General features: G+C 73.4%; 26 protein-coding genes and 1 riboswitch. Of the genes, 14 read left to right on the top strand and 12 right to left on the bottom strand.

What is annotated here, in order from left to right; all coding sequences use genetic code 11:
- The first annotated feature begins 13 nt into the window (after positions 1-13).
- On the top strand, positions 14-1,057 hold the full coding sequence (gene cydB, locus J2S41_RS13645) for a cytochrome d ubiquinol oxidase subunit II (RefSeq protein WP_310367549.1): 1,044 nt from the start codon (positions 14-16) through the stop codon (positions 1,055-1,057).
- 4 nt (positions 1,058-1,061) lie between these two features.
- Here cydB and J2S41_RS13650 read toward each other — a convergent pair whose 3' ends face one another.
- Complete coding sequence (locus J2S41_RS13650) at positions 1,062-1,670, bottom strand: pentapeptide repeat-containing protein (protein WP_310367553.1); 609 nt, start codon at positions 1,668-1,670, stop codon at positions 1,062-1,064.
- 529 nt (positions 1,671-2,199) lie between these two features.
- Between J2S41_RS13650 and J2S41_RS13655 the strand changes: the two genes are divergently transcribed.
- The 3 genes from J2S41_RS13655 to J2S41_RS13665 all read left to right on the top strand — a co-directional run bounded on the left by J2S41_RS13655 (position 2,200) and on the right by J2S41_RS13665 (position 5,792).
- Positions 2,200-2,775 carry a GNAT family N-acetyltransferase gene (locus J2S41_RS13655; protein ID WP_310367555.1) on the top strand — a complete coding sequence of 192 codons (576 nt, stop codon included), beginning with the start codon at positions 2,200-2,202 and terminating at the stop codon, positions 2,773-2,775.
- 132 nt (positions 2,776-2,907) lie between these two features.
- Positions 2,908-3,699: a maleylpyruvate isomerase family mycothiol-dependent enzyme gene (locus J2S41_RS13660; RefSeq protein WP_310367558.1), complete on the top strand. Its 792-nt coding sequence runs from the start codon at positions 2,908-2,910 to the stop codon at positions 3,697-3,699.
- A 203-nt stretch (positions 3,700-3,902) separates the two neighbouring features.
- A complete protein-coding gene (locus J2S41_RS13665) occupies positions 3,903-5,792 on the top strand; it encodes an AAA family ATPase (RefSeq protein ID WP_310367561.1) in 1,890 nt (629 codons plus the stop codon).
- Here J2S41_RS13665 and J2S41_RS13670 read toward each other — a convergent pair.
- Entirely contained in the window at positions 5,782-6,168 is a 387-nt protein-coding gene (locus tag J2S41_RS13670; RefSeq protein ID WP_310367565.1) for a VOC family protein, read from the bottom strand. The genes J2S41_RS13665 and J2S41_RS13670 overlap by 11 nt on opposite strands.
- Before the next feature lie 190 nt (positions 6,169-6,358).
- On the opposite strand from J2S41_RS13670, the gene J2S41_RS13675 reads away from it, so the two are divergent.
- Positions 6,359-7,945, top strand: a complete 1,587-nt coding sequence (locus J2S41_RS13675; RefSeq protein ID WP_310367568.1) for an ABC-F family ATP-binding cassette domain-containing protein — start codon at positions 6,359-6,361, stop codon at positions 7,943-7,945.
- Complete coding sequence (locus J2S41_RS13680; RefSeq protein WP_310367570.1) at positions 7,942-8,754, top strand: SDR family NAD(P)-dependent oxidoreductase; 813 nt, start codon at positions 7,942-7,944, stop codon at positions 8,752-8,754. Before J2S41_RS13675 ends, J2S41_RS13680 begins: the two co-directional genes overlap by 4 nt.
- 13 nt (positions 8,755-8,767) lie before the next feature.
- Here the strand turns inward: J2S41_RS13680 and J2S41_RS13685 are convergent, their stop codons facing one another.
- The 5 genes from J2S41_RS13685 to J2S41_RS13705 all read right to left on the bottom strand — a co-directional run bounded on the left by J2S41_RS13685 (position 8,768) and on the right by J2S41_RS13705 (position 11,789).
- On the bottom strand, positions 8,768-9,484 hold the full coding sequence (locus J2S41_RS13685) for a hypothetical protein (protein ID WP_310367572.1): 717 nt from the start codon (positions 9,482-9,484) through the stop codon (positions 8,768-8,770).
- 158 nt (positions 9,485-9,642) lie between these two features.
- Entirely contained in the window at positions 9,643-10,092 is a 450-nt protein-coding gene (locus J2S41_RS13690) for a hypothetical protein (RefSeq protein ID WP_310367575.1), read from the bottom strand.
- A 67-nt stretch (positions 10,093-10,159) separates the two neighbouring features.
- Positions 10,160-10,822 (bottom strand): nucleotidyl transferase AbiEii/AbiGii toxin family protein, encoded by a 663-nt coding sequence (locus J2S41_RS13695; RefSeq protein ID WP_310367577.1) that lies wholly within the window; start codon positions 10,820-10,822, stop codon positions 10,160-10,162.
- A 9-nt stretch (positions 10,823-10,831) separates the two neighbouring features.
- The gene (locus J2S41_RS13700; RefSeq protein ID WP_310367579.1) at positions 10,832-11,194 is read right to left on the bottom strand and encodes a hypothetical protein; all 363 of its coding nucleotides are present in this window, start codon (positions 11,192-11,194) and stop codon (positions 10,832-10,834) included.
- A 22-nt stretch (positions 11,195-11,216) separates the two neighbouring features.
- Positions 11,217-11,789: a TetR/AcrR family transcriptional regulator gene (locus J2S41_RS13705; RefSeq protein WP_310367581.1), complete on the bottom strand. Its 573-nt coding sequence runs from the start codon at positions 11,787-11,789 to the stop codon at positions 11,217-11,219.
- A gap of 91 nt (positions 11,790-11,880) precedes the next feature.
- Here J2S41_RS13705 and J2S41_RS13710 point away from each other — a divergent pair, with 91 nt between their 5' ends.
- Positions 11,881-12,789 carry an alpha/beta fold hydrolase gene (locus tag J2S41_RS13710; RefSeq protein ID WP_310367584.1) on the top strand — a complete coding sequence of 303 codons (909 nt, stop codon included), beginning with the start codon at positions 11,881-11,883 and terminating at the stop codon, positions 12,787-12,789.
- Here the strand turns inward: J2S41_RS13710 and J2S41_RS13715 are convergent.
- Positions 12,749-13,087, bottom strand: coding sequence for an ArsR/SmtB family transcription factor (locus tag J2S41_RS13715; RefSeq protein WP_310367588.1), 339 nt, complete (start codon positions 13,085-13,087; stop codon positions 12,749-12,751). The two genes, J2S41_RS13710 and J2S41_RS13715, sit on opposite strands and share 41 nt — an antisense overlap.
- Positions 13,084-13,539: an SRPBCC domain-containing protein gene (locus J2S41_RS13720; RefSeq protein WP_310367591.1), complete on the bottom strand. Its 456-nt coding sequence runs from the start codon at positions 13,537-13,539 to the stop codon at positions 13,084-13,086. Before J2S41_RS13720 ends, J2S41_RS13715 begins: the two co-directional genes overlap by 4 nt.
- 761 nt (positions 13,540-14,300) lie before the next feature.
- Here J2S41_RS13720 and J2S41_RS13725 point away from each other — a divergent pair.
- Together J2S41_RS13725 and J2S41_RS13730 are read left to right on the top strand one after the other, a co-directional pair.
- The gene (locus J2S41_RS13725) at positions 14,301-15,347 is read left to right on the top strand and encodes a tyrosine-type recombinase/integrase (protein ID WP_310367594.1); all 1,047 of its coding nucleotides are present in this window, start codon (positions 14,301-14,303) and stop codon (positions 15,345-15,347) included.
- Between the two features lie 5 nt (positions 15,348-15,352).
- Positions 15,353-15,817 (top strand): hypothetical protein, encoded by a 465-nt coding sequence (locus J2S41_RS13730; RefSeq protein WP_310367596.1) that lies wholly within the window; start codon positions 15,353-15,355, stop codon positions 15,815-15,817.
- Between the two features lies 1 nt (position 15,818).
- Here the strand turns inward: J2S41_RS13730 and J2S41_RS13735 are convergent, their stop codons facing one another.
- Positions 15,819-16,655, bottom strand: a complete 837-nt coding sequence (locus J2S41_RS13735; RefSeq protein WP_310367599.1) for a helix-turn-helix transcriptional regulator — start codon at positions 16,653-16,655, stop codon at positions 15,819-15,821.
- A 101-nt stretch (positions 16,656-16,756) separates the two neighbouring features.
- Here J2S41_RS13735 and J2S41_RS13740 point away from each other — a divergent pair, with 101 nt between their 5' ends.
- On the top strand, positions 16,757-17,680 hold the full coding sequence (locus J2S41_RS13740) for an alpha/beta hydrolase (RefSeq protein ID WP_310367602.1): 924 nt from the start codon (positions 16,757-16,759) through the stop codon (positions 17,678-17,680).
- Position 17,681: 1 nt separating this feature from the next.
- On the opposite strand, the gene J2S41_RS13745 is transcribed toward J2S41_RS13740, so the two are convergent.
- Complete coding sequence (locus J2S41_RS13745) at positions 17,682-18,650, bottom strand: tyrosine-type recombinase/integrase (RefSeq protein ID WP_310376379.1); 969 nt, start codon at positions 18,648-18,650, stop codon at positions 17,682-17,684.
- Positions 18,651-18,761: 111 nt separating this feature from the next.
- On the opposite strand from J2S41_RS13745, the gene J2S41_RS13750 reads away from it, so the two are divergent.
- The gene (locus J2S41_RS13750; RefSeq protein WP_310367604.1) at positions 18,762-19,652 is read left to right on the top strand and encodes a helix-turn-helix domain-containing protein; all 891 of its coding nucleotides are present in this window, start codon (positions 18,762-18,764) and stop codon (positions 19,650-19,652) included.
- On the opposite strand, the gene J2S41_RS13755 is transcribed toward J2S41_RS13750, so the two are convergent.
- A complete protein-coding gene (locus J2S41_RS13755; protein ID WP_310367606.1) occupies positions 19,559-20,551 on the bottom strand; it encodes an EamA family transporter in 993 nt (330 codons plus the stop codon). The genes J2S41_RS13750 and J2S41_RS13755 overlap by 94 nt on opposite strands.
- A 70-nt stretch (positions 20,552-20,621) precedes the next feature.
- On the opposite strand from J2S41_RS13755, the gene J2S41_RS13760 reads away from it, so the two are divergent.
- The 3 genes from J2S41_RS13760 (at position 20,622) to J2S41_RS13770 (ending at position 23,475) form a co-directional block, all read left to right on the top strand.
- Complete coding sequence (locus J2S41_RS13760; protein ID WP_310367609.1) at positions 20,622-21,545, top strand: LysR family transcriptional regulator; 924 nt, start codon at positions 20,622-20,624, stop codon at positions 21,543-21,545.
- Between the two features lie 41 nt (positions 21,546-21,586).
- Positions 21,587-22,357, top strand: coding sequence for a maleylpyruvate isomerase family mycothiol-dependent enzyme (locus tag J2S41_RS13765; RefSeq protein ID WP_310367611.1), 771 nt, complete (start codon positions 21,587-21,589; stop codon positions 22,355-22,357).
- A 163-nt stretch (positions 22,358-22,520) separates the two neighbouring features.
- Positions 22,521-22,602, top strand: a riboswitch (ZMP/ZTP riboswitch).
- A 15-nt stretch (positions 22,603-22,617) separates the two neighbouring features.
- Positions 22,618-23,475, top strand: a complete 858-nt coding sequence (locus J2S41_RS13770; protein ID WP_310367613.1) for a bifunctional 5,10-methylenetetrahydrofolate dehydrogenase/5,10-methenyltetrahydrofolate cyclohydrolase — start codon at positions 22,618-22,620, stop codon at positions 23,473-23,475.
- The last annotated feature ends 405 nt before the right edge of the window (positions 23,476-23,880 follow it).

A 23,880-nucleotide genomic window follows, 5' to 3' on the forward strand; every position in this document is an offset into this window, starting at 1 on the left:
AGGAGACACGATCGTGGATCTCGCTTCCTTCTGGTTCATCCTCATCGCCGTGCTGTTCGTCGGCTACTTCGTGCTGGAGGGCTTCGACTTCGGTGTCGGCATGCTCCTGCCGGTCCTCGGCCGCAACGACCGGGAACGGCGCGTCGTCATCAACACCATCGGCCCGGTCTGGGACGGCAACGAGGTCTGGCTGATCACGGCCGGTGGCGCCATGTTCGCCGCGTTCCCCGAGTGGTACGCCACCCTGTTCTCCGGCTTCTACCTGCCGCTGCTGCTCATCCTGGTGGCGCTCATCGTCCGCGCGGTCGGCTTCGACTACCGCGGCAAGCGCGCCGACGCCGCGTGGAAGCGCAACTGGGACCTGGCGATCATCTTCGGGTCGTACACGCCGGCGCTGCTGTGGGGCGTCGCGTTCGCCAACATCGTGCGCGGCGTGCCGCTGGACGCCAACCACGACTACACCGGCGGACTGCTCAACCTGCTCAACCCGTACGCGCTGCTCGGCGGCGTCACCATGGTCGCGCTCTGCCTCACGCACGGCGCCGTGTTCCTGGCACTGAAAACCGAGGGCGAGATCCGGGTGCGCGCCAACCGGATCGCCGGCCGCGCCGGGCTGGCCACCGCGGTGCTGGCGGTCGCGTTCCTCGGCTGGACCGTGTCCTCGTTCGGCGGCACCGTGGCCTCCGTGGTCACCGCGGTCGTGGCGGCGCTCGCGCTGGCCGGGGCGCTGCTGGCGAACAGGGTGGGCCGCGAGGGCTGGACGTTCGTCGGCACGGCGGTCACGATCGGGCTGGCGGTGGTCACGCTGTTCACCGTGCTGTTCCCGAACGTGATGCCGTCCTCGACCGACCCGGCGCACAGCCTGACCGTGGACAACGCGTCCTCCACGCCGTACACACTGACGATCATGACGTGGGTGGCGCTGCTGATCACGCCGGTCGTGCTGCTCTACCAGGGCTGGACGTACTGGGTGTTCCGCCGGCGCATCGGCGTCCACCACATCCCGGACGACGGCGCCGTATCCACCCCCGCCGGCAGCGCCGTCGGCGGGGGCTGACCGGTCACCGCACGCTGAGCCCGAGGGCGCCGGCGATCTGCACCGCCTGGGCGGTGTCGATCACGGCGCCCTTCAGCGTCGTGGTCAGCGGGTCGAGCGTCTCCAGGTTGCTGCCCCGCAGGTCGGCCTTGGTGAAGTCGGCCTGCCGCAGCGTCGCGCCGGCCAGGTCCACGGAGAGCAGCTTCGCGTGCGCGGCCTTGACGCCGGACAGGTCGGCCTCGCGCATCCGTACCCCCGTGATCGTGGCCTTCTGCAGGTCCGCGCCGGCGAGCGTGACGAACGACCAGTCGCCGCCGGTGGCCGTGAACAGGCCGAACGTGCAGTCCTCGAAGACGCTGCCGACCAGCTTGCACTCCTCCAGCCCCACCTCGAAGAACGAACACCCCACGAACACACAATTCACCATGGCGGTACGGGTGTGCACGCCCGCGTTGAACCGGCACTGCGTGAACACGCACTCGGAGAACGACGCGCCGGTACTGGTCGCCTCGGTCAGATCCACCCCGGTGAACGCGACCCGCTCATGCACCCGCCCGGACAGGTCGTCCAACGCCCAGTCGGCGTCGTGGATCGCGGTCTCGGTCCGGGGAAGCCGACTCGGGTCGATCGCCATCCTCGGACAGTACCGCCACCTCGCCGCCCTCCCGCTCCACCGCCCTCGGTGGGCGGCACGTGTCGAGGACCGCGCACCTCTCGCCGTTCCTGCTTGGCCGCCCTGGGCGGGCGGCACGTGTCGGCGACCGCGCACCTCTCGCGGTTCCTGCTTGGCCGCCCTCGGTGGGCGGCACGTGTCGGCGACCGCGCACCTCTCGCGGTTCCTGCTTGGCCGCCCTCGGTGGGCGGCACGTGTCGGCGACCGCCCACCTCTCGCCGTTCCCGCTTGGCCGCCCTCGGTGGGCGGCACGTGTCGGCGACCGCCCACCTCTCGCCGTTCCCACCTTCTCGCTCCGCCGCCCCCGCGGCGGCGGGATGTGTCCGGACCGCTCGACCGAGCGGGTCGGCCGCTCCTCCGTGCTCGCGGTGGGCGGGATGTCGCTGGACCGCCCACCGCTGGCCCACGACGGGTGGGTGCCGCTGTGTGACCCATCGGTCGCCGGGGCGGGCGCAGGATCGGTCACCTGCCCGGCGCGTATCGTCGGCGCGTGACCGCCCCCTTGATCACCCAGGCCGTGCCCGCTGACCGGGATCGCGTCATCTCCACGTTCGTCGCCGCGTTCGCCACCGATCCGGTGCTGCGTCACCTGTTCCCGGGCGCGTCGTACGAGGAACTGGCACCCGCGTTCGCCGGCCACCTGTTCGACCGCCGCGTGACCGCCGGGACCGTCTGGCTCGCCGACGGCGGCGCCGCGGTGGCGATGTGGGACCCGCCCGGCCCCGGCGAGTCGTGGCCGCCGGCCGCGTCCTACCTGCCCGCCGAGGCGGCGGCCCGGGTCGACGCCTACGACGCGGTGATCCATCCGCACATGCCGGTGACCCCGCACTGGTACCTGGGCGTGCTCGCCTGCGACCCCCGGTTCGCCGGCCGCCGTCTCGGCCGCGCCGTCATGCAGCCCGGCCTGCGCCGCGCCGCCGCCGACGGCCTGCCCGCCTACCTGGAGACCGGCACCACCGTCAACGTCGGCATCTACCAGCGCAGCGGCTGGACCGTCGACAAGCACATCACCACCGGCGCCCTGACCGCCTGGATCCTCCGCCACGACGGCATCCCCGTCACGTAGCCGTCCGGCGGTCCGGCGTGACCGTCGCTGCGCCGGCTCCGGCGGCGGATGCGTCACGAGCCGCCCTCGACGCCCGGCGCGGGAGCGTAATTCGCTGTCGGGGTGTCGGGATGCGGTGTTATACAGCCGGGCGTGGATGAGACGGTGGAGTTTCCCGAGTTGCTGCGGCTGATCGACGAGCGGGCGGCCGCGTTCCGGGCGGCGATCGCGGCGGCTGACGATCTCGCGGTGCCGGTGCCGACCTGCCCGGAGTGGACGCTGTTCGACCTGGCGCGGCACGTGGGCGAGGGCCGCCGCAAATGGGCCAGGATCGTGACCGCCGGGCCGGCCGACGCTCCGCCCCCGGCGTCATCCTGGCAGGACCGCCCGGTGCCGGGGGAGCGCGACGCGCTGGTGGCGTGGCTGGCCGACTCGACGCGGGAACTGCTGGACACGCTGCGGCAGGCGGGGCCGGAGCACGGCTGCTGGACCTGGTGGGGCCCGTCGCAGTCGCCGCAGACCTGCGGTGCCGTCGCCCGGCACCAGTTGCAGGAGGTCGCCGTGCACACCTACGACGCCCAGCTCACGGCCGGCGCCCCGCGGCCGCTGCCGCCGGACGTGGCCGTCGACGGCGTGGAGGAATTCCTCGTCACCTGCTGCGCGACCACGAAGCCGTGGCCGCACGAGCCCGCCGTCGTCGACTACCACATCACCGAGGGCCGGTCCTGGCGCATCCTGCTCTCCGCCGACGGCGCCCGCGTCTCCCGCCGGACCACCCCGACCGCCGCCACCCAGCCCTCCGCCGCCCCCGCAGACGCCTCCGCGACCGCCACCGCGAGCGACCTGGTCCTCCACTTCTACGGCCGCCTCCCACTCGACTCCCTCACCGTCGACGGCGACCGGCGCGTCTTCGACCACCTCATCGCCTGGGACCCGGACGCCTGACCCAGCCCTCCGCCCGCACAGGCCGTCCCGCGACTGTCCGAATCGCCTGGGACCCGGACGCCTGACCCAGCCCTCCGCCCGCACAGGCCGTCCCGCGACTGTCCGATGTGTCTCGTTACGATGCTCGGGTGGGCGGACAGTGGCCGGACGGCGGACCGTGGATCGTGGCACCTACCTCCGCCGATGTGGATTGGGAGTCGGCGGTGGCCGTGTTGGCCGCGGCCTCGTCGGTGCGGGTGGCGGCGGTCGCGATCGCCCCCGGTGCGGCACCGGGCCGGCGGGTCCGCGCGCACGCCGCCACCTGGGTGGAGATCCATGACGGCGACGCCGGCCCGCTGAGCCTGAAGGCGACCGTCCATCTCGTCTCCGCGCTCGCGGCTACGCACGGCCTGGTGCTGATCGCGGGTGTGCCGGGGCTGCTGGTACCGGTCGGCCGTGCCGGCTGGACCGTGACCGATCTCGCGGCGATGCTCGGCGCGCCGGTCGTCGTGGTCACCGGCGGTACCCGGGACGCGGCCAACCACGCCACGCTCGCGCTCGGCGCCCTGGACCGGCACGGTCTTGCCGCGGTCGTCGTCGCCACCGGCCTCCCGCCCGCCGCCGCACCGGCCGGCCCGCCGACCGACGACACCGGAGCGGCCGGCCCGCCGCCAGCCCCCGACACCGGAGCGGCCGCGTCCGCGGATCGTGACGACTCGTTCGCCGCGACGGCGGCCGGACCGGTCACGCTGTCCGCCACCGGCCCGGACACGCCGCCGGGTCCGGCAGACTCCGCGGAGGAGCGTCCGGGAGGCCCCACCGCAGAGCAAGACGAGGAAGGCCGTGGCTCCCCCGCCGAGCCGCAGCCCGGCCCGCCAGCTGCGGACCCCCTCGCAACCTCTGCGAACCCGGTCGCCGAGCCGGCGGATGCGCCCGCAACCCCGGCAGATGTGCACGCCGAGCCAGCAGAACCACCCGCAACCCCGGCGGATGCGCACGCCGAGCCAGCAGAACCACCCGCAACCCCGGCGGATGCGCACGCCGAGCCAGCAGAACCACCCGCAACCCCGGCGGATGCGCACGCCGAGCCAGCAGAACCACCCGCAACCCCGGCGGATGCGCACGCGAACCCGGCGGATGCGCACGCGGATCGGCTTCCCGTCGCGCTGGCCGGGCGGATACCCGCCGGCGTCGACTCGCTGGACGCGGAGGCGGCCCGCGCGTTCCTCGATCCGCTGCTGCACGCCCGGCACCCGGCGCCGGCCCGGCCATCGTCACCGGCGGCGCCGGCGCCACCGCAGCCGGCCGCCAGCGGCACCCGGGTCGCGGTCGCCCTGGGCGCGCTGTTCGTGACGATGTCGCTCGGGGCGGTCGGGCTGGCGTTCTGTAACCGGCCCGCCGTGCAGCAGACCACCACGGAGGTCACGGTCACCCCGCGGTGGCGGGACACCTACCCGGCGCCGACTCCGTCGTCCACCGGCGTACCGGTGGAGAACGTCTGCCCCACCAACCGGCCCGGCCTGACGCCCACCCGCCCGGACCCCGGCGTGACGAGCCGGGTCGACGGCGCATGGCAGCGCATCGAGACGTGGCTGGCCGCCAAGGCACCCGCCAGCCGACAGACCCTGCGGCCCGCCGCCGACCCCGCCGCGATCGACGCGGCGCAGCGGCGCATGTCGGTGCGGTTCCCGCCCGATCTGGTCGCGTCGCTGCTGCGGCACGACGGGACGACGGCGGAGCAGACCGACGCCTTCCCGCTGCCGTTCGACTACCGGCCGCTGTCCACCACCGAGATCGCCGACACCTGGCAGCAGCAGTGCGACATGCTGGCCGGCACGCCGATCCTGGCCGGCGGAGGGTGGTGGGACGCCGGATACGTCCCGTTCGCCGGCGGCCCGGAGATCGGGCTGCTGCTGGTCGACCAGCGCCCGGACGGCTTCGGCACGGTCGGCGACTTCCACAACGACGGCGGCGTCCGGTTCGGCGAGTGGCGCCCCGCGTCGATCGCCGAACTGCTGGAGCGGACCGCGACCTCGCTGGAGACCGGTGAGCCGTTCGCCGGTCGATACCGCCCCGCGCTCGCCGGCGACCGCCTGGAGTGGATCATCCAGTGACCGTGTGGTGCACCGCCTCCACGTTGTGGCCGTCCGGGTCGCGCAGGAACACCGCGTAGTACCCCGGGTGGTACTCCGGCCAGATCCGCGGCGGGTGCAGCACCTGCGCCCCGGCCGCCACCGCCGCCCGGTGCACCGCGTCGACCGAGGTGCGGTCCGGCGCCCGGAACGCGATGTGCAGCTCGCGGGTCTCCGCACCGGAGGCGGGGCTGAGCCAGAAGCCGGGCTCGCCGTCACCGAGCCCGAGGCCGACGACGAACGACGGCGGCACCGGGAAACGCCGCTCCTCGCGCATCCCGATCGGGGCGAAGACGCCCAGGTAGAAGGCGATCGACTTCTCGACGTCCGTGACCGGAACGCCCACGTGATCGAACATGCGGCCCACGCTAGCAACCGGGTCCGACAAAACCGGTTGCGTCCGTCGCCGGTCCGGGGCAGCCTGGGTGGCGCAGTCGACCGGAGGAGGGTGAGCGCGGAGCATGTGATTCCCCACGGGTTCGTGCCGTGCCGCCAGCAGCATCAGGGCTGCCGCGGCGTGATCGCCACGCGTACCGCCGGGGTGTCTCATGTTGAAAGCCGTCTCACTGTCCGTCTCGTTCGCGGCCGAGCCGCTGTTCTCCGGCGTCGACCTGACGCTCGGGCCCGGTGACCGTGTCGGATTGGTCGGGCCGAACGGTGCCGGGAAGTCCACGCTGCTGAAGGTGCTCACCGGCCGGCTGACGCCGGACGCCGGGCACGTCACGCTCGCGCCCGGCACCACGATCGGCTACTTCGCGCAGCAGGTCCCGGACCCGGACCAGACCGTCGGCGACTACCTCGCGGGCGGGCTCGGCGAGATCCACCGCGTCGCGTCCCGCATGCGGGACCTGGAGCGGCGCCTGGCCACGTCCGGCGCGCCGCCACGCCTGCTCGACGAGTACGGGCGCGTCCAGGAACGCTGGACCGACCTGCGCGGCTGGGAGGCGGGCAACCGGCTCGACGAGGTCCGCCAGCGCCTCGACGTCGCGCACCTCGACGACCACACGCCGCTGTGGCGGATCTCCGGCGGCGAACAGGCCCGGCTCACGCTGGCCCGGGTGCTGCTGTCCACACCGGAGACCGGCGAGCGAATCCTGATCCTGGACGAGCCGACGAACCACCTCGACGCGGACGGCATCGACTGGCTGGGCCGGTGGCTGGCCGGGTTCGCCGGCGCGCTGCTCGTGGTCAGCCACGACCGGGCGTTCCTGGACCGGACCGTCACCCGCATCGTCGAGCTCGACGGCATCCACCAGGAGCCACAGCGGTACGAAGAGGGCTACACCGCGTACCGGGAGGAGAAGACCCGCCGCTGGCAGGCGCTGCTGCTGGACTACGAGGCACAGCAGAAGGACCTGCGCCGCTGGGCGGACGACATCGCCCGCACCCGGCAGCACGCGCTCGGCGTCGAGACCACCATGCGGCGCGGCCTCGGCACGGACCAGCTCCGCCGGTACGCGAAGAAGGTCGCGAAGAAGGCCAAGGTCCGCGAGCGGCGGCTGCGCCGGCAGATGGAGGCCGCGCACTGGATCGCCGAGCCGCAGACCCGCCCACCGCTGACGCTGGCGTTCCCGGCCGCGGAACCCGCCGCCCTGTCCGCCCGCGGCCTCACCGTCCGTACCCTCTTCACCGACCTTGATCTGGAGGTGTCCAGCGGGGAACGTGTCCGGTTGACCGGGCGCAACGGCTCCGGGAAGACCACGCTGCTGCGCGTGCTCGCCGGGCAGCTCACCCCGGACGCCGGCGAGGTGACCGGCGCGCCGGCATCCCTGCTGCCGCAGACCCACGACGAACTGCGCACCAAGGCCACGGTGCTGGAGCACTTCCGGGCGCACGTGCCGGTCTACGCCGACGACGCGGAGGCGCTGCTGGACGCGCACCTGTTCGGCCCGGAGACCTGGGACGCGCCGCTGGCCACGCTCTCCGCGGGCGAGCTGCGCCGGCTGCTGCTGGCCATCATGGTCAACTCGTCCGCGCGGGTGCTGCTGCTGGACGAGCCCACCAACTACCTGGACTTCGACGCGCTCGACGTGATCGAGGAAGCCCTCCGTGCATACCAGGGCACGGTGATCGTCGTGACCCACGACGCCTATTTCGCCCGTGCGATCGGGCTGGACCGAGAGGTGGCCCTGTGAACCGACCACACGTCGCGCTGGTGACCGGCGCGAACCAGGGGATCGGCGCGGCCGTCGCCGAGGCGCTCGCCGCGCGCGGCGACGCCGTGCTGCTCACCTACCTGGCGCTGCCGCCGACCGCGCACCGCCCCGACCCGACCATGCCCGCCAGCTACGCCGCCGACCGCGCCCGCACCTGCGACGCGGTGCTGGACCGCATCCGGGGCGCGGGCGGCACCGCGGAGGCGGTCGAGGCCGACCTGACCGACCCGGACGTCGCCGGCCGCCTGTTCGACGAGGCCGAACGGCGGCTCGGACCGGTCGACATCCTGGTCAACAACGCCAGCGGCTGGCTCAGCGACACGTTCGCCCCGACCGCGACCGACAAGTTCGGCCGGCCGATCACGCCGGTCACCGTGGACGGCTTCGACCGCCAGTTCGCCGTGGACACCCGCGCGCCCGCGCTGCTGATCAGCGAGTTCGCCCGCCGGCACGCCGCACGCGGCGCCGGCTGGGGACGCATCGTCGGCCTCACCTCCGGCTCACCGCAGGGATTCCCCGGGGAGGTCTCCTACGGCGCGGCGAAGGCGGCCCACGAGAACTACACGTTCTCCGCCGCGACCGAACTGGGACCGCTCGGCGTCACCGCGAACATGGTGCACCCGCCGGTCACCGACACCGGCTGGATCACCCCCGAGGTCACCGAGTACGTCGACGGCGACCCGCACTGGTTCGGCATCGCCACACCGGCCGAGGTCGCCGAGGTCATCGCCTGGCTCACCTCGGACGCCGCCCGCCGGATCACCGGTCACCGCATCGCCATGCGGTGACCGGTGCGCCCGGTCAGACGTCCCGTAACTCGGCCAGGCGCGCCTCGACCTCGGCCAGCTCGGCGCGCAGCTTCTCCGCCTGCTGCTCCGCCTCGGCCCGCTCCGACGACAGGATCGCCTCGACCGCCTCGTGCACGCCCGGCACGTCCACCAGCGCCACGATCTTCAGCGCCTCGGCGGGCTTCACCACGTACGGCTTGGCCAGGGCCTTGGCTCCCTGCTGCGCCGCGACCGTCCACTCACCGTTGTCGTAGGCCAGCGTCACGGTCAGGCCCGCCGGGCCCTTCGGCTTCGCCGCCTTCGCCACCGCCTTCTTCACCGGCGGTTTCGGCGCCTCCGGCGTCTCCGTCACTGTGCTCCGCTCCTCGATCGTCGTCTTCCTCTCCGGTGCCGGGCGCTCCCGCACCACCATGAACTCCGGCTCCGGCGCGACCGGCTCGGCCGCCGGCTCCGGCTCAGGCTCGGCCGGCTTGCGGCCGGTCGCGCCCTTCGGCGGAATCGTCAGGTCGGCGGGGGAGAACGGCAGCTCGTCGCGGCCGAACCGGACCACGACGAACTCCTCCGACGCCTCCGGGTCCTGCAACTCGACGACCTGCCCGATCTGACCCGCGATCTGCCCGGCGGACTCGGTGAACATCACCTTCGGCTTCCGGCCGCCCGCCAGGGTCTGCTTGATCTGTTGCAACTCGTCCGGCGTCAGTCCGCGTATCGCGGCTCCTGCGGCAGCCATCAGACTCCAACCTCTTCCGTACACCAGTCCAGTGGCCGCATTCTTACCAGGCCGCACCGACACTTTCGCGGGTGCCCCTGCACGACACGACGCCGGCCGGCACCCGGGGGACCGGGCGCCGGCCGGCGCACCAAGGGGGGAATCAGATCACGAACGGATCAGTACCAGCCGGTGCACGCGATCTCGACCCGGTCGTGCGCCTTGCCGCACGCGCGCATCACGAAGCCGGCGTCGTTGTACGCGGTCGTGTAGTCCTGCGTGCCGCCGTACGGAATGCTGTCCACACCCAACTGCCGCCAGGCGGCGCCCCGGCTGGGCGCCCAGTCCACCCAGATCTGGTCGCCCCACACGCCGTTGGAGATGCGGCCCCAGGCGCACCGCGTCGAACCGTGATACCGCAGCTCGATCTTCCGGTTCCACACGTAGACCGCCGGGACCGGCGTCCTGATCAGGGCCGGGTCCCACACCCCCGGCTCCGGGCCCGCCGGGCAGGTCCAGGCCTCCGCCGCGGCCGGCGCCGCCTGCGCGGGCTGGGGAAGCCCGACGATGAGCGTGGCCGCGACCGCGGCCGACGCGGCCAGGGTACCGAGCCGTCGTAACACACGCATGCGCGCTCCTCCGTAACGTCGATCGATGCCTTACGGGCAGCGACGTTACGGAGCGGCGGCGCACATCTCATGACACTCGTTGAGGGAACACCGGCCAGCCGGTGAAGCGTCTGCGCACCTCGGCGACCTCCTCGACGGTCAGCCCGTACGCGTGGAACTCCCGGTCCGGCATGCGGTCCAGACGCGGGCGGATGCGGGCCACGTCCTCCTCCTCGATCTCCGGATCGACCGTACGGGCCAGGCCGATCAGCGTGTCCGCGTCGGTGTCCGCCAGGAACGCGGCCACGTCGATGTAGTCACGCGGCTCCGCGCGCGACACCAGCGCCGACACCTTCCAGGCACGCAGGTCGGCGAGGTCCATCACCGGGCCGATCACGTCCAGCACCACGGGGGAGCGCGCCCGGTGCAGCTCCCCGAGCGTCACCCGGATCGCGATCCCGGACCGCCCCGGATCGGTGATCTCCAACTCGGCCAGATGATCGCCCAGGTAGCCGGTCTCGTCCTCGATCTCCTCGACCTCGAACCCGTCCGCGCGCAGCGCCTCCGCCACCAGCCGGGTCGCGGCCGGCACCGCGCCCGCCACGTCGCTGAACAGGTCCACGTCCTCGGTCGGCCGGTGCACCACGCCGTGCGCGATCAGCGCCAGCCCGCCGCCGAGCGCGAACCCGTGCCGGTTCGCCACGGCCAGCGCGATCCGGGCGATGCGCGTATGCGCCGGGTGCAGCCGCATCGGCGTGGCTCAGGCCGCGGCGGACCAGGCCAGATCGACCGACAGCTGCGGGAACCGCTCCTGCCAGGCCCGGCGCACGCCGCGCGGCAGATGCAGGTCGGCCCAGACCGCGCGCAGCAGCCGCGCGCTCAACAGGGACCGCAACTCCTCGTGCCGGACCGCCTCACGCAGCACGATCTCGTACGCCCGGCCACGCGACCACGGGTCGTCGAGGTCGAAACGCCGCTGGTCGACGGCCTGCCACACCATCCGGTGCGGCAGCTCCACCACGCCACCCTCCGGGCCGGCGAGCTCGTCGAGCGCGTCCACCACGAGCGCGTCCCGCCCCGGCCGGGCCCGGCCCGGTGAGCGCAGAGGTGCGGTGGTCGCCATGCGGTCATGGTAACCCCCGCCGCTACCCGGCCAGAAGCCCGAACAGCTCGTCCAGGTGCGCGTCGACCGCGGCCAGCGCGTCCGCGGGGGACAGGTAGCCGAGCAGCAGCGGCGCGCGCAGCCCGTCGATCAGCGCCAGTAGGCGGGTCGCGTCCACCGGCGTACGGCCGAGACCGGCCAGGTGCCCGGTGAAGAACTCCCGCGCGCCCCGGTCGCCCACCGCGAGCGCGGCCCGCACCTGAGCATCCCCGCCCGCCACACCCAGAAACGCCAGCGCCACCCGCGCGTCCGCCCGGCCCGGCCCGGACAGCGGCAGCATCTCCGTGATCAGCGTCCGGATCGCCTCACGCGGTGCGGTCGCGGGGGAGACCGCGGCCAGGACCCGGGCCTTGAACCGCTCGTTGATCCGGGTCAGCGCGAACAGCACCATCTCCTCCCGGGTGGCGAAACAGCGCTGCACCGCGCCGAGCGACACCCCGGCCGCGGCCGCGGTCTCCCGCATCGACGCGGCCGCCATGCCACGCTCCTCGACCAGGTGCAGCAGCGCGTCCGCGATCTCGCGCCGGCGCGCGTCCAGGTCCACCGTCCGCGGCACGGGCCGCCTCCCTCCACCGCTACCGATACAAGTGTATTGACACCGTCGATACGATACAGGCGTATCGGAACCTTGTGCGACGGGGGAGATCATGACCATCCAGTACGCCCACAACGGCGACGTCCGCATCGCCTACGAACGATTCGACGGCGGACCCCAGCCACTCCTGCTCCTCGGCGGCCACGGACGACCCTCCACCTGGATCCCGGACGACTTCTGCCACGCACTCGTCGCCGCCGGCTTCTCCGTCGTCCGATACGACCACCGCGACAGCGGCGCCTCCACCCACTTCGACCAGCACCGCACCGGCGGATACCTCCGCGCCCTCCTGCGACCCACCCGCCCGCCGTACACCGTGGAGGCCTTCGCCGCCGACGCGGCCGCGGTCCTCGACGCCAACGGCTGGACCAGCGCACACCTCGCCGGCGGCTCCATGGGCGCCGGCGTCGCCCTGCTGCTCGCCGCCCGCGCCCCCGGCCGCGTCCGCAGCCTGACCCTGCTCACCGCCGCCTACACGCGCGGCCACCGCGTGCTGCGCTACACCCGGCCCGGCCCGTTCCGCCAGGTCCTCGGCCGCCGATACCCACCCGGCGCCGCGGGGGAGGAGGAGATGACCGTCGCCGTCATGCGCATGCTCGCCTCACCCCACGCACTCGACCACTTCGACGAGGACCTCGCCCGCGACATCGGCCGCCGCAGCCACGCCCGCCACCCCAGCGACCGGCGCGCCGACCAGCGCCAGATCACCGCCGGCCGCACCGGCGACCCGTGGGCGTTCGACGCGCTGCCCGACGTACCCATCCAGATCATCAACGGCCTCGACGACCCGATCATCCGCGCCACCGGCGGCCTCGACCTGGCCCGCCGCCTGCGCGCCCCGATCAGGTTCTATCCCGGCATGGGCCACGACCTGCCGAAACACCTCTGGGACACGCTGGCGGCGGACATCGCCACACTCGCTAACCGTCCGCACGCTCCCGCGACTCGGCCAGCCGCGTGATCCGCGCCAGCCGCCGATCCCACGCGCCACCGACCTCCGCCAACTGCGCGGCCGCCCGCGCCAGCCGCGCCTCGTCCACCCGGAACTGACGCTCCCGGCCGGCGGTCGCACCGTGCACCAACCCCACCCGGTCCAGCACGACCAGATGCTTCGCGACCGCCTGCCGCGTCACCGGCAACCGCTCCGCCAGCGACGTCGCCGTACCCGCCCCATCGTCGGACAACAGCAGATCCAGCATCCGCCGCCGGATCGGATCACCGATCGCCGACCACAGCGCGTCGTCCACCGCCGTGCTCACGCCGCCCGCTTCGCCACGGCCACCGGCAGGCGGGGGAGGAAGAAGTCCCAGCCGCGCACATGATCCGCGTGCGCGGCCGCCGCCGTCGCCTCGTCCCAGCCGCGCTCCCGGAACCCGGTCTCGGTCATCCGCAGCAGCGTGCCGCCGTCCACCGGCTCCAACTCGAACACGACCAGATACGAATTGCCCGGCCCCGCCGTCTCACCGTCCTCGTGCGTCCACCGGAACGAGAACGTCCGCGGCCGCACCACATCGACGACGGTCAGCCGCTCACGCTTGCCGCCCTCGGCCGGATCGCCGAAGCTGATCCACCCGTCACCACCGGCCCGCACGGGGAAGTCCGCGTCATCCGGCCACCACTGACGCACGTAGGCCGGATCGCTCAGCACCTCGAACACGTTCTCCGGGCTCGCCTCGATGTGAATCCACCGCTCGATCATTCCGTGCTCCATCACTTTCACCTCTCGCAACTTTTGGTTGCACATCACGCTAGCCGCAGCGCCCTTCACATGCAACCAAAAGTTGCTCCCGACCCCCTCGCCGTCGGTTCGATAATGCACATTATGTAAAGTAGCTGCGGACACGGACCCCCAAACCCAAAACCATTCGACGGTACGGCGGGCCGCGCGCCTCCTCCAGGCCCGGCTTCGCCGGAGTCCGGGCCGCTGATCCACTTTCGTGGCCGATCCGCCGCCACACCCACCGCCCAATGCGACACGCAACCCGCCACGCCATCACTCCGAGCCCCCGACGACAACGCCGCCGATCCACATCGACAGTCAGGCACCGCCGCCCACCCGCCCGTGCCCTGCCATCCCGGCCCGCGCGTCCTGTCCTGTCACGCTCGCAGTGAGCCACACCTGCGCGCCTGCGCGCCTGCGCGCGTATGGGCGTCGTTCCCGGCTCCGCCGGACCCCGACCGGAGCCGCCACCGGCGGCGCGCGGTTCGCCCACCCCCGTGCCGCGGCGCCCCACTCAGTCGTCGATCTAGGCCGGATTCGCGTGATCGGAGATCGAAGTGCGGGACTTTCCCCTAGATCGACGCGGAGAGAAGGCCGTGGGGGGTGCGGGCGGGTGGGGTGGGCGCCGCTGAGCGCCGAGTCGGGCAGCGGTCGGGCTCCGGCGGAGCCGGGAACGAGGCGAGGGCGCGCGCCGGCGCGTACCGGCGGCGGGATCTCTGGTGTTTAGCGGCTTTTGCTGCATAATATTCCTTATGCAGGACATACCGGATGTAACGGACGGGCGGGATGAGAAGCTGATCGTGTTGATCGAGGAGTTTCTGGGGGCGCGGGCGATTCGGAAGCCGTCGGCGCACACGCTGGCGGCCTACCGGCGGGATCTGACCGCGATCGCGCGGCTGCTGACCGAGGGTGACCCCGGCGCCACTCCCCTGCCCCTCGCCACGCTGCCGATCTCCGCGGTGACCGCGCGGGCGCTGCGTGGGGCTTTCGCCCGGTTCGCGGCGCCGCGGGCGGCGGCCTCGGTGTATCGGGCGTGGTCGACGTGGAACAGCTTCTTCGCGTTCCTGGTGGCGGATGGGCGGGTGGCGGGGAATCCGATGTCGGCGGTGGGCAAGCCGCGGGTGCCGGCGCCGACGCCGAAGCCGTTGCGGGGCGAGGAGACGCCGGAGCGGTTGCTGGAGGCGGTGGCGGAGGCGCCGGACGGGCGGCAGCGGCATCCGTGGCCGGAGCGGGATCTGGTGGTGCTGGCGCTGGCGTTGTGTGCGGGGTTGCGGCTGGCGGAACTGCTGGATCTGCGGGTCGGGTCGGTGGTGGGGCGCGCGGGTGAGCGTCGGGTGGAGGTGTTGGGCAAGGGTGGCCGGCCGCGGTCGGTGCCGATCGAGCCGGAGCTGGACGCGCTGGTGGAGCGTTATCTGGAGTCGCGGCGGGTGCGGTTCGGGGCGCGGAGCGTGACGCGGGAGTCGGCGTTGCTGGTGGACCGGTTCTCGGCGCCGTTGCGTCGTGGTGGGCTGCAGTATCTGGTGGAGTCGTGTTACCGGCGGGCCGGGATCGTGGATCGTGTCCCTTCGGGCGCGCAGTTGCACGCGTTGCGGCACACGTTCGCGACGCGGCTGGCGGAGGACGGGGCGAGCGCGTCGGAGATCATGCGGTTGCTGGGGCATGCGACGTTGACGACGAGTCAGAACTACATCGACGTGACGGCGGGTCAGCAGCGCGCCGCGATCAAGGCGAACCGGACTAATCGCGCGTTGGCGAGGCTGGCCGGAAGCGGCGGGGATGAGGCGCGGGGTGCACACTAATGGGCGTGAATTACGACCCGGAGCCGCACGATCCGTACGCGGAGACGGCCCGCCTCTCCCCCACGACCCCGGCGGCGCCGTGGCGTGAGCCCGACCCGACCAAGTTCGATCTGCCGCAGGCCCCACCGCCGGTGTTTCAGCCGCAGGCCCCGCCGCCGGTGTTTCAGCAGGTTCAGCCGTATCATCCGCCCTATGGCCCGCCGCCGCGGCCGTTGAAGTCGACCGGTGCCGCGGTGATGCTGGAGCTGTTCCTGGGCCTGTTCGGGCTGTTCGGCGTGGGTGCGCTGTACGCGGGCCGGACCGGGCTCGGCCTGACGTTGATGATCAGCTACTGGCTGCTGTTCTGGATCAACGTGGCGCTGGTGTTCGTGCTGGTCGGGTTCGTGACCGGCCCGCTGACCTGGCTGGTCTACATGATCATGGCGCCGGTGCTGGCCGCCCGCGCGGTCGACCAGCACAACGCGTACTGAGTCAGCGTCCGACGACCGTGACGCCCGGGACCGGCTCGGCGTCGGCGTGGCCGCCGAGCAGCGTGATCGCGTCGGCGTCGGGGCTGTCCGGCGCGGTGTGGTAGAACGTGACCGTCTGGCCGCCGGCGCCGCGGAACGATTCGTACCCGACGGTGAACTCGCCGACCAGCGGGTGGCGGAACCGTTTGCGGCCGGAGGCCTTGGCGCGCACGTCGTGGCGGGCCCAGAGGCGGGCGAATTCGGGGCTGCGCACGGACAGTTCGCCGACCAGTGCGGCGAGGCGCGGGCTGGCCGGGTCGGCCTCGGCGCGGATCCAGGCGATGGCGGTGCGGGCGACCTCCTCCCAGTCCGGGTAGAGGTCGCGTTCGGCCGGGTCGAGGAAGAGCGCGCGGAGCAGGTTGCGGTCGCGGGCCATGCCGGGGTGGATCGCGGCGGCGAGGTGGGTGCAGGCGAGCACGTCGCCGTACGGGTTCTGGACCGCGACCGGCGTGCCCTGCCAGGTCTCCAGCAGCCGGCGCAGTCCGGGGCTGATCCGCGCGGCGGTGCGGGGCGCGGGGGCGGTGCCGCGGGTGGCGAGCCGGTGCAGGTGGGCGGTGGCGTCGGTGTCGAGGCCGAGGACGCGGGCGATCGCGTCGAGGATCTCGGCGGACGGGTGGCGTTCCCGGCCCTGTTCGAGGCGGGTGTAGTAGTCGGTGCTCATGCCGGCCAGCACGGCGACCTCGTCGCGGCGCAGCCCGGGGACGCGGCGGCGTCCGCCGGTGGGCAGGCCGGCGTCGGCCGGTGAGGTGCGTTCGCGGTGCGCGCGGAGGAACTCGCCGAGGGCGTTGGCGTGCGGCATCCGTCCAGGGTAGGCCGGGCGCGGGGGTGGCCGGGTAGGTGTGCGGCACCCAGGAAACGCCCGGCCTCCCGGTCGGGGTGGATCGTTGCGACGGTGGTGGCATGACCGATACAGACATCGCGCAGTTCCTGGATCAGCTGGCCGTGGGCTTCGGTACGGCGTTGCGGTCGCCGGTGTACCACTCGCCGGCGGAGGAGGGCCTGGAGTTCGAGAGTGTGACGTTTCCGTCGCGGGACGGGGTGCCGCTGGAGGGGTGGTTCATCCCGGCGCCGGGTGCGTCGGCGGTGATCGTGGTGAGCCACCCGAACTGGTTCAGCCGGTCGGGGTTGCCGTCGCACCTGGAGCCGTGGCGGTCGATGTGGGCCTCGTCCGGCAACGACACCGAGGTGAACTTCATCCCGGACTTCCGGATCCTGCACGACGCCGGGTATCACGTGCTGGCGTTCGACTTCCGTAACTTCGGGTACAGCGGTGCGGCGAACGGCGGCATCCTGGGCGCGGGTGAGTTCGAGTCCCGGGACGTGCTGGGTGCGCTGGACTACGTGCGTGGCCGGGCGGATCTGGCGGGGGCGGCCGTCGGGCTGTTCAGCCGGTGCCTGGGCGCGAACGCGTCGATGGCGGCGATGCGGCGGGACCCGGCCGCGTTCGAGGGGGTGCGGTGCATGGTGGCGCCGCAGCCGCTGTCGGTGCGGGTGACGCTGGAGCGGACGCTGGCGATGGCGGGCGTGCCGCTGGGGCGGATGGACGAGTTGGAGGAGCGGATCCGGGTGCGCAACGGGTTCCGGCTGGACGAGATGTCGCCGGTGGCGTGGGCGCCGAGCGTGACCGTTCCGACGTTGCTGTATCAGGTCCGCGACGACGTGCTGACCCGTCCGGAGGACGTGCGGGCCGTGTTCGACGGCATTCCGGACGGGGTGGACAAGGACCTGTTCTGGATCGAGGGTACGACCCGGCGGTGGGACGGCTACCGGTACTTCGCGGAGCACCCGGAGCGGATCCTGGCGTGGTTCGCCCGGTACCTGTAGGTCAGCCGCGGCGGCGTGCCCGGGCGGCCCAGATGGCGTAGGCGGGGTCGCGGTCGAGATTGTGGCGGTCGCGGTCGTACCGTCGGGTGGTGCGCGGGTCGGCGTGCCCCATGGCGTCCTGCACGTCTTCCAGGGGTACGCCCTCGGCGCGCGCGGTGGTCGCGAACGCGTGCCGCAGCGAGTGCGGGGACAGTTGCGCCCAGGCGGGGATGCCGGCCTCGCGGGCGAGTTGGCGGACGAGGCGGAAGACGGCGTGCCGGTCCAGGCGCCCGCCGCGTGCGGTGACCAGCAGCGGGCCGGTGAGGTCGGCGACGGTGACGCCGGCCGCGGTGGCGCGGGCGTGCAGGTAGGCGTCGACGGCCGCGGCCGTACCCGGGGTGAGGGCTCGTCGCCTGGCCTTGCCGCCCTTGCCGGTGAAGCGGACCGCGCGGTGGCCGCGTTCGTGGCCGAGGTCGGCGACGTCGAGGCCGCACAGTTCGCCGACGCGCAGGCCGAGGTCGGCGAGGAGCGCGATGACCGCGCGGGTGCGGTCCGCGGTCGGCCCGGTGGCGGCGTCGGCGGCGGCGAGCAGCGCGTCGACCTCGGCCGGGGTGAGGCCGACGGTGCCGGAGTGGTCGCGGTCGACGTGCGGCCGGTCGGCGCCGGAGACCGGGTTGCCGGGCACGGCGTCGAGGCGGTGCAGGAAGTCGTACCAGCTGGACATGGCGGACAGCTTGCGGGCGACCGTGGTCGCCGCGAGCGTGGCCTCGAGTTCCCGGGCGTACGCGTTGACGTGCAGGAACGTGGCCGCGAGCGGGGACAGGCCGCGCTCGTCGCACCAGGCGAGCCAGCCGGTGACGTCACGCTTGTAGGCGGCGCGGGTGTGCGCGGACAGCCGCCGGTTGGCGAGCCAGGCGTCCGTGAACTCCGTGGCGGCGCCTATGTTCTCGAGCGCGCGGCGCGCGGCCGGCACCACCGTGACGATCTCCACGAGCGTCAACGATGCCACGGTACGGGCCGCGCGCCCGCGCGCCGGGGGCCGCGTGTCGCGTGGGTGAATGGGTTTGACTCTCCACCGACTGGAAGCTGCAGGCTGATTCCCGTGACCGACGAGCTGTACACGATCGGGCAGTTGGCCCGGCGCACCGGGCTGCCGGTGCGGACGATCCGGTTCTGGTCGGACAGCGACGTGCTGCCGCCGAGCGGGCGGTCCGCGGGTGGCTACCGGCTCTACGACGCCGCGGCCGTGGCCCGGCTGGAGCTGGTGCGCACGCTGCGCGAGCTGGGACTGGGGCTGGATGTGGTGCAGCAGGTGCTGGCGCGGCAGCGCACCGTCGCGGAGGTGGCGGCGGCGCACGTGCGGGCGCTGGACGCGGAGATCCGGCTGCTGCGGCTGCGTCGGGCGGTGCTGGCGTCGGTCGCGGCCAGGAACGGTACGACGGAGGAGATGAGTCTGATGCACAAGCTGGCACAGTTGTCCGCGCGGGAGCGGCAGGAGCTGATCGACGAGTACGTGGACACCACGTTCGACGGGGTGCCGCCGGACAGTCCGGGGTACGGCATCGCGCAGGGCATGCGGCAGCTGAGCCTGCCGGACGATCCGACGCCGGAGCAGGTCGACGCGTGGGTGGAGCTGGCGGAGTTGGTCACCGACGCGGACTTCCGGGCCCGCACGCGCGAGATGGCGGTGGCGGGCACGCAGCCGCGGCCGGTCGCGCAGGGCGACTACGACTACGGCAAGCTGACCACGCTGGCCGGTGCGGCGCTGGCCGACGGCGTGGCGCCGGAGTCGGCGCGCGGGCAGGAGATCGTCCGGGAGATCGCCGGTGACCTGGACGCGCGGGCGCGGCGGGCGCTCGCCGACGAGATGGCGCTGTTCTCGGACGCGCGGGTGGAGCGTTACTGGGCGCTGCTCGGCACGCTCAACGGCTGGGAGCCGTTCACGCCGAAGGTGCCCGCGTTCGAGTGGTTCATCGCGGCGCTGCGCGCCTGAGTGGCCGCCGCGCTGCGCGTCTGAGGAGCCGCCGCGCTGCGCGCCGGGGTCATCGCCGGGCCGCGGGTCTGAAGGATGACCACCGCGGCGAGGATCGCGGCGCCGCCCGCCAGCTGCGCCGCGGTCAGCCGCTCGCCGAACACCAGCGCGGTCGACCCGACCGTGACCGCCGGTTCCAGGCCGCACAGGATCGCGGCCGTGGATGCGCCGACCCGGCGGACGCCGGCGAACATCGCGGCGATCGGCAGCACCGTGCCGATCACCGCGATGGCCGGCACCCACAGCCAGGCGGACGGGACGGCCGGGGCGTGCAGGCCACCGGTGATCGTGGCGCCCAGTGCGATGCTGACCGCGGCCGAGGTGCACACGATCGCGGTCAGGGCGAACACGTCCAGGTCCTCGGGCAGGGTCTCGGACACGGTCAGGTAGACCGCGTAGGTGCCGGCCGCGGTCAGCGCCAGCAGGATGCCGACGCCGGCGTCGAACCCGGCGCCGAGCAGCAGCACCAGGCCGGTGCCGGAGACCGTCAGCGCGGCGATCCGGCGGCGGTCGGCGCGGGTGCGGCGCAGCGCCACCGCGAGGATCGTGGTCAGCGCCGGGTAGGTGTACAGCAGCAGCGCGGCCAGGGACGCGTCGATCGTGGCGACCGCGCCGAAGTAGGCGGCGCCCTGGAGGGCGTAGCCGACCGCGCCGAGCCCGATGACGACCGCGAGCGTGCGGCCGGTCATCCGCACCGGGCGGCGGCGGATCAGGACGATGCCCCACAGCAGCAGCGCGGCCAGCGCGAACCGTACGGTCAGCATCGTCGTCACGGACATTCCGCCGGCGTACGCCTGCTTCGCGAACAGCGGCGCCAGCCCGAAGCCGGTGGCCGAGACCAGGCACAACACGAATCCCACCCGGTCACGATAGGAAGTGCCGATCTAGAGAGGTAGCCTTGGTTTCCTTCACCGGCCGAAGGAAATCCCTATGGTGACGCTGCATCAGCTGCGCTGCTTCCTCGCGACCGTCGACCACGGGTCGTTCACCGCCGCCGCGGCCGCGCTCGGCTACGCCCAGCCGTCGCTGTCCGAGCAGGTCAGGCTGCTGGAGGCGGGCCTGGACGCGCGGCTGTTCCGGCGCGCCGGGCGAGGGCTGACGCCGACCGAGGCGGCGCTCGCGCTGCTGCCGCACGCCACCGCCGCGCTCGCCGCCGTCGACGCCGGCACCCGCGCGGTCGCCGGGGTCCGCGAGGTGCTGACCGGCACCGTACGGTTCGGCGTGTTCGGCACCGCCCGCCTCTACCTCGGCGCCGGCCTGGTCGCCGACGTGCTGGAACGGCACCCCGGCATCCGGCTGGAACTCGCCGGCCTCAACTCCGCGCAGATCGCCGCCCAGTTGCGCCGCGGCACGCTGGAGGCCGCGGTCATCGCGCTGTCCGCCTCCTCCACGCAAGGGCTCGCGGTCACCCCGGTCATGCGCGACGAACTGGTCTACGTCAGCGCGGACCCGGAGCGGCTCGCCCAGGCCGTCACGCCCGCCCGGCTGGCCACCGCGCCCCTGGTGCTGCCGGACGTCAGCTTCCGCGACGACGACTCCACCCGCCGGATGCTCGCCCGCGACCTCCAGGCGGCCGGCCACCAGCTGACCACGCGCGTCGAGGTCGAGGACCCGGAGACCGCGCTGGAGATCGCCGCCCGCGGCATCGCGGACACCGTGACCTGGCGCGGCGTGCTGCGCGCGCAGGGTGACCGGTTGCCCGACCGTCTCGGCTGGACCCCGCTGCGCCCCAGGCGACACGAAACCTTCGCGATCGCCCACCGCCCCGACACGGTGCTCTCCCCCGCCGTGCGCGCGGTCGCCGACCTGGTCGCGGCGCGGATGCGCGCGCTCGACGTCCAGGTGCGCGGATGACCCCTGGCCGTGACCGTCCGTACCCCGGTAGGTTTTTCGGAATGAGCACGGAGCTGGGCCTGGACTACGCGGGACACCTGAGCGCCCTGCGCGGCGCCGTCGGCCGCCTGGTCGACCTCGTGGCCGACGCCGACCCCGCCACCCCGGTCCCGGCCTGCCCCGGCTGGGACCTCGGCACGCTCTCCGGTCACATCGGCGCCACCCACCGCTGGGCCGAGGCCATGGTCGCCTCCGGCATGCCGCGCCGGCTGCCGTTCGAGGCGTTCGCCGCCGAGGTGCCGCACGACGCCGGCGAGCTCACCGTCTGGTTGCTCATCGGCGCCCAGCGGCTGCTGGCCACGCTCGAGTCGACCGATCCCGACCGCCCGGTCTGGACCTTCGGCCACGACCGCCGTGCCGCCGGCTGGCCCCGCCGCATGCTGCACGAAGCCGTCGTCCACGGCCTCGACGCGGCCGAGGCGCTGCGGCAGCCGTCCCGCGTCGACGCGGCCGTCGCCCGTGACGGCATCGAGGAGTTCCTCGGCGCGATGCTGCACCACCCGACCATCCAGCGCCGCCTGATGCCCGACGGCGGCGAACCGCTCACCGGCACGCTCATCCTCGCCGCCGCCGACACCGGCGAGATCTGGCGCGTCGACCTCGGCGGCGCCACCCCCCGCTGGCGCCGCGTCACCAGCACCGCCGACGGCGACGCGGTCGTTCTCGGCGGAATCGCGGAGCTCTACCTCTACCTGTGGCACCGCATCCCGGCGCCGACCGTCATGGGTTCGCCGGACCTGGTGGCGCAGTGGTCCCGGGCGACCACCCTGTAGAGGCCATTCGATCTGCCCGCTTCCGGCGTGGCCGCGGTCCGCACGCTCCCGCGGGCACCGGTCGTCGCTGGCGCTCCTCCCTGCCATTCCCGCGGGTGGTCACGGTCAAGACCGAACGCGGGTGACGGGATTGGCGTGGCCAGGTGCTCATGGTGCATATTGGGACGCGACAGCGACTGGCGGCACGGGGATGGCAGCGACCATCGGGGAGCTCGTCGTGGGAGTCGACCGCCTGGGCGCCCACGGTTTGCAGGAGTCTCATGTCTGCCCGACTTCTTCCCGGTAAGCCTGTCGCCGACGCCGTCCTGGAGGACGTGACCGCCCGCGTCGCCGCGCTCAAGACCAAGGGCGTCACGCCCGCGCTCGCCACGATCCTGGTCGGCGACGACGACGCCAGCGCCGGATACATCCGGATCAAGCAGAAGCAGGCCGGCGAGCTCGGCTTCGTCTCCCCGCACGCGCACCTGCCCGGCGACGTCACCCAGGCCGAGTTGGAGCGCGTGATCCGCGGCTTCAACGACGACAAGGACGTGCACGGCCTGCTCGTGCAATACCCGATCCCGAAGCACCTCGACTACGACCGGGCACTTCAGGTGATGGACCCGGACATGGACGTCGACGGCCTGCACCCGCTGAACATGGGCCGGCTCGCGCTCGGCCTGCCCGGCCCGCTGCCGTGCACACCCGCCGGCATCGAGGCGCTGCTCGCGCACTACGACATCCCCGTGTCCGGCCGTGAGGTGGTCATCCTCGGCCGGGGCGCCACACTCGGCCGCCCGCTCGCGATGCTGCTGGCCCAGAAACGCCCCACCGCGAACGCCGCCGTGACCGTGGTCCACACCGGCGTGCCGGACTGGGCCCGGTACACGCAGCGCGCCGACATCCTGATCGCCGCGGCCGGCGTACCCGGGATCATCCAGCCCGAGCACGTCAAGCCCGGCGCGGTCGTCATCGGCGGCGGCGTCCGCTACGAGGGCCGCCGCATCCTCCCCGACGTGGACGAGACCTGCGCCGACGTCGCCGGCGCGATCACCCCACGGGTCGGCGGCGTCGGCCCCACCACGGTCGCGATGCTCTTCCGCAACGCGGTAGCGGCGGCGGAACGCGCCACGGCCTGAAACGCCACGATCATGTGCCGGGCGCACACGCCGTACCCCGGCACATGATCGTCCGTCCCGCCGCCGCCCGCCCGCCGGTGCGGTCGCGGGTGGTGACCCGCTTCCAGCGCAACATGCCCGCCCGCCCGTCGTGCGGTCGCGCCTGGTGAACGCTCGCAGCGCACACCACGAGGACATGATCGTCCCGCCCGCCCGCCCGCCTGCCTGCCGGTGGGGCGTGGTGACCCGCTCTCAGCGCAACACGCCCGCCCGCCCGTCGTGCGGTCGCGCCTGGTGAACGCTCGCAGCGCACACCACGAGGACATGATCGTCCCGCCTGCCCGCCGGCCGGTGCGGTGGCGGGTGGTGACCCGCTTCCAGCACAACATGATCGTCTGGCCCGCTCGCCCGCCGGTGCGGTCGCAG

It is taken from the genome of Catenuloplanes atrovinosus (assembly GCF_031458235.1).
Classification (GTDB): Bacteria; Actinomycetota; Actinomycetes; order Mycobacteriales; family Micromonosporaceae; genus Catenuloplanes; species Catenuloplanes atrovinosus.

What these genes read in the sequence shown, in the direction of transcription:
- J2S41_RS13650 (WP_310367553.1), bottom strand. Translation starts at nt 1,670, where the DNA reads ATGGCGATCGACCCGAGTCGGCTTCCCCGGACCGAGACCGCGATCCAC.
- J2S41_RS13670 (WP_310367565.1), bottom strand. Translation starts at nt 6,168, where the DNA reads ATGTTCGATCACGTGGGCGTTCCGGTCACGGACGTCGAGAAGTCGATC.
- J2S41_RS13675 (WP_310367568.1), top strand. Translation starts at nt 6,359, where the DNA reads ATGTTGAAAGCCGTCTCACTGTCCGTCTCGTTCGCGGCCGAGCCGCTG.
- J2S41_RS13685 (WP_310367572.1), bottom strand. Translation starts at nt 9,484, where the DNA reads ATGGCTGCCGCAGGAGCCGCGATACGCGGACTGACGCCGGACGAGTTG.
- J2S41_RS13690 (WP_310367575.1), bottom strand. Translation starts at nt 10,092, where the DNA reads ATGCGTGTGTTACGACGGCTCGGTACCCTGGCCGCGTCGGCCGCGGTC.
- J2S41_RS13695 (WP_310367577.1), bottom strand. Translation starts at nt 10,822, where the DNA reads ATGCGGCTGCACCCGGCGCATACGCGCATCGCCCGGATCGCGCTGGCC.
- J2S41_RS13700 (WP_310367579.1), bottom strand. Translation starts at nt 11,194, where the DNA reads ATGGCGACCACCGCACCTCTGCGCTCACCGGGCCGGGCCCGGCCGGGG.
- J2S41_RS13710 (WP_310367584.1), top strand. Translation starts at nt 11,881, where the DNA reads ATGACCATCCAGTACGCCCACAACGGCGACGTCCGCATCGCCTACGAA.
- J2S41_RS13720 (WP_310367591.1), bottom strand. Translation starts at nt 13,539, where the DNA reads ATGGAGCACGGAATGATCGAGCGGTGGATTCACATCGAGGCGAGCCCG.
- J2S41_RS13725 (WP_310367594.1), top strand. Translation starts at nt 14,301, where the DNA reads ATGCAGGACATACCGGATGTAACGGACGGGCGGGATGAGAAGCTGATC.
- J2S41_RS13735 (WP_310367599.1), bottom strand. Translation starts at nt 16,655, where the DNA reads ATGCCGCACGCCAACGCCCTCGGCGAGTTCCTCCGCGCGCACCGCGAA.
- J2S41_RS13740 (WP_310367602.1), top strand. Translation starts at nt 16,757, where the DNA reads ATGACCGATACAGACATCGCGCAGTTCCTGGATCAGCTGGCCGTGGGC.
- J2S41_RS13760 (WP_310367609.1), top strand. Translation starts at nt 20,622, where the DNA reads ATGGTGACGCTGCATCAGCTGCGCTGCTTCCTCGCGACCGTCGACCAC.
- J2S41_RS13765 (WP_310367611.1), top strand. Translation starts at nt 21,587, where the DNA reads ATGAGCACGGAGCTGGGCCTGGACTACGCGGGACACCTGAGCGCCCTG.
- J2S41_RS13770 (WP_310367613.1), top strand. Translation starts at nt 22,618, where the DNA reads ATGTCTGCCCGACTTCTTCCCGGTAAGCCTGTCGCCGACGCCGTCCTG.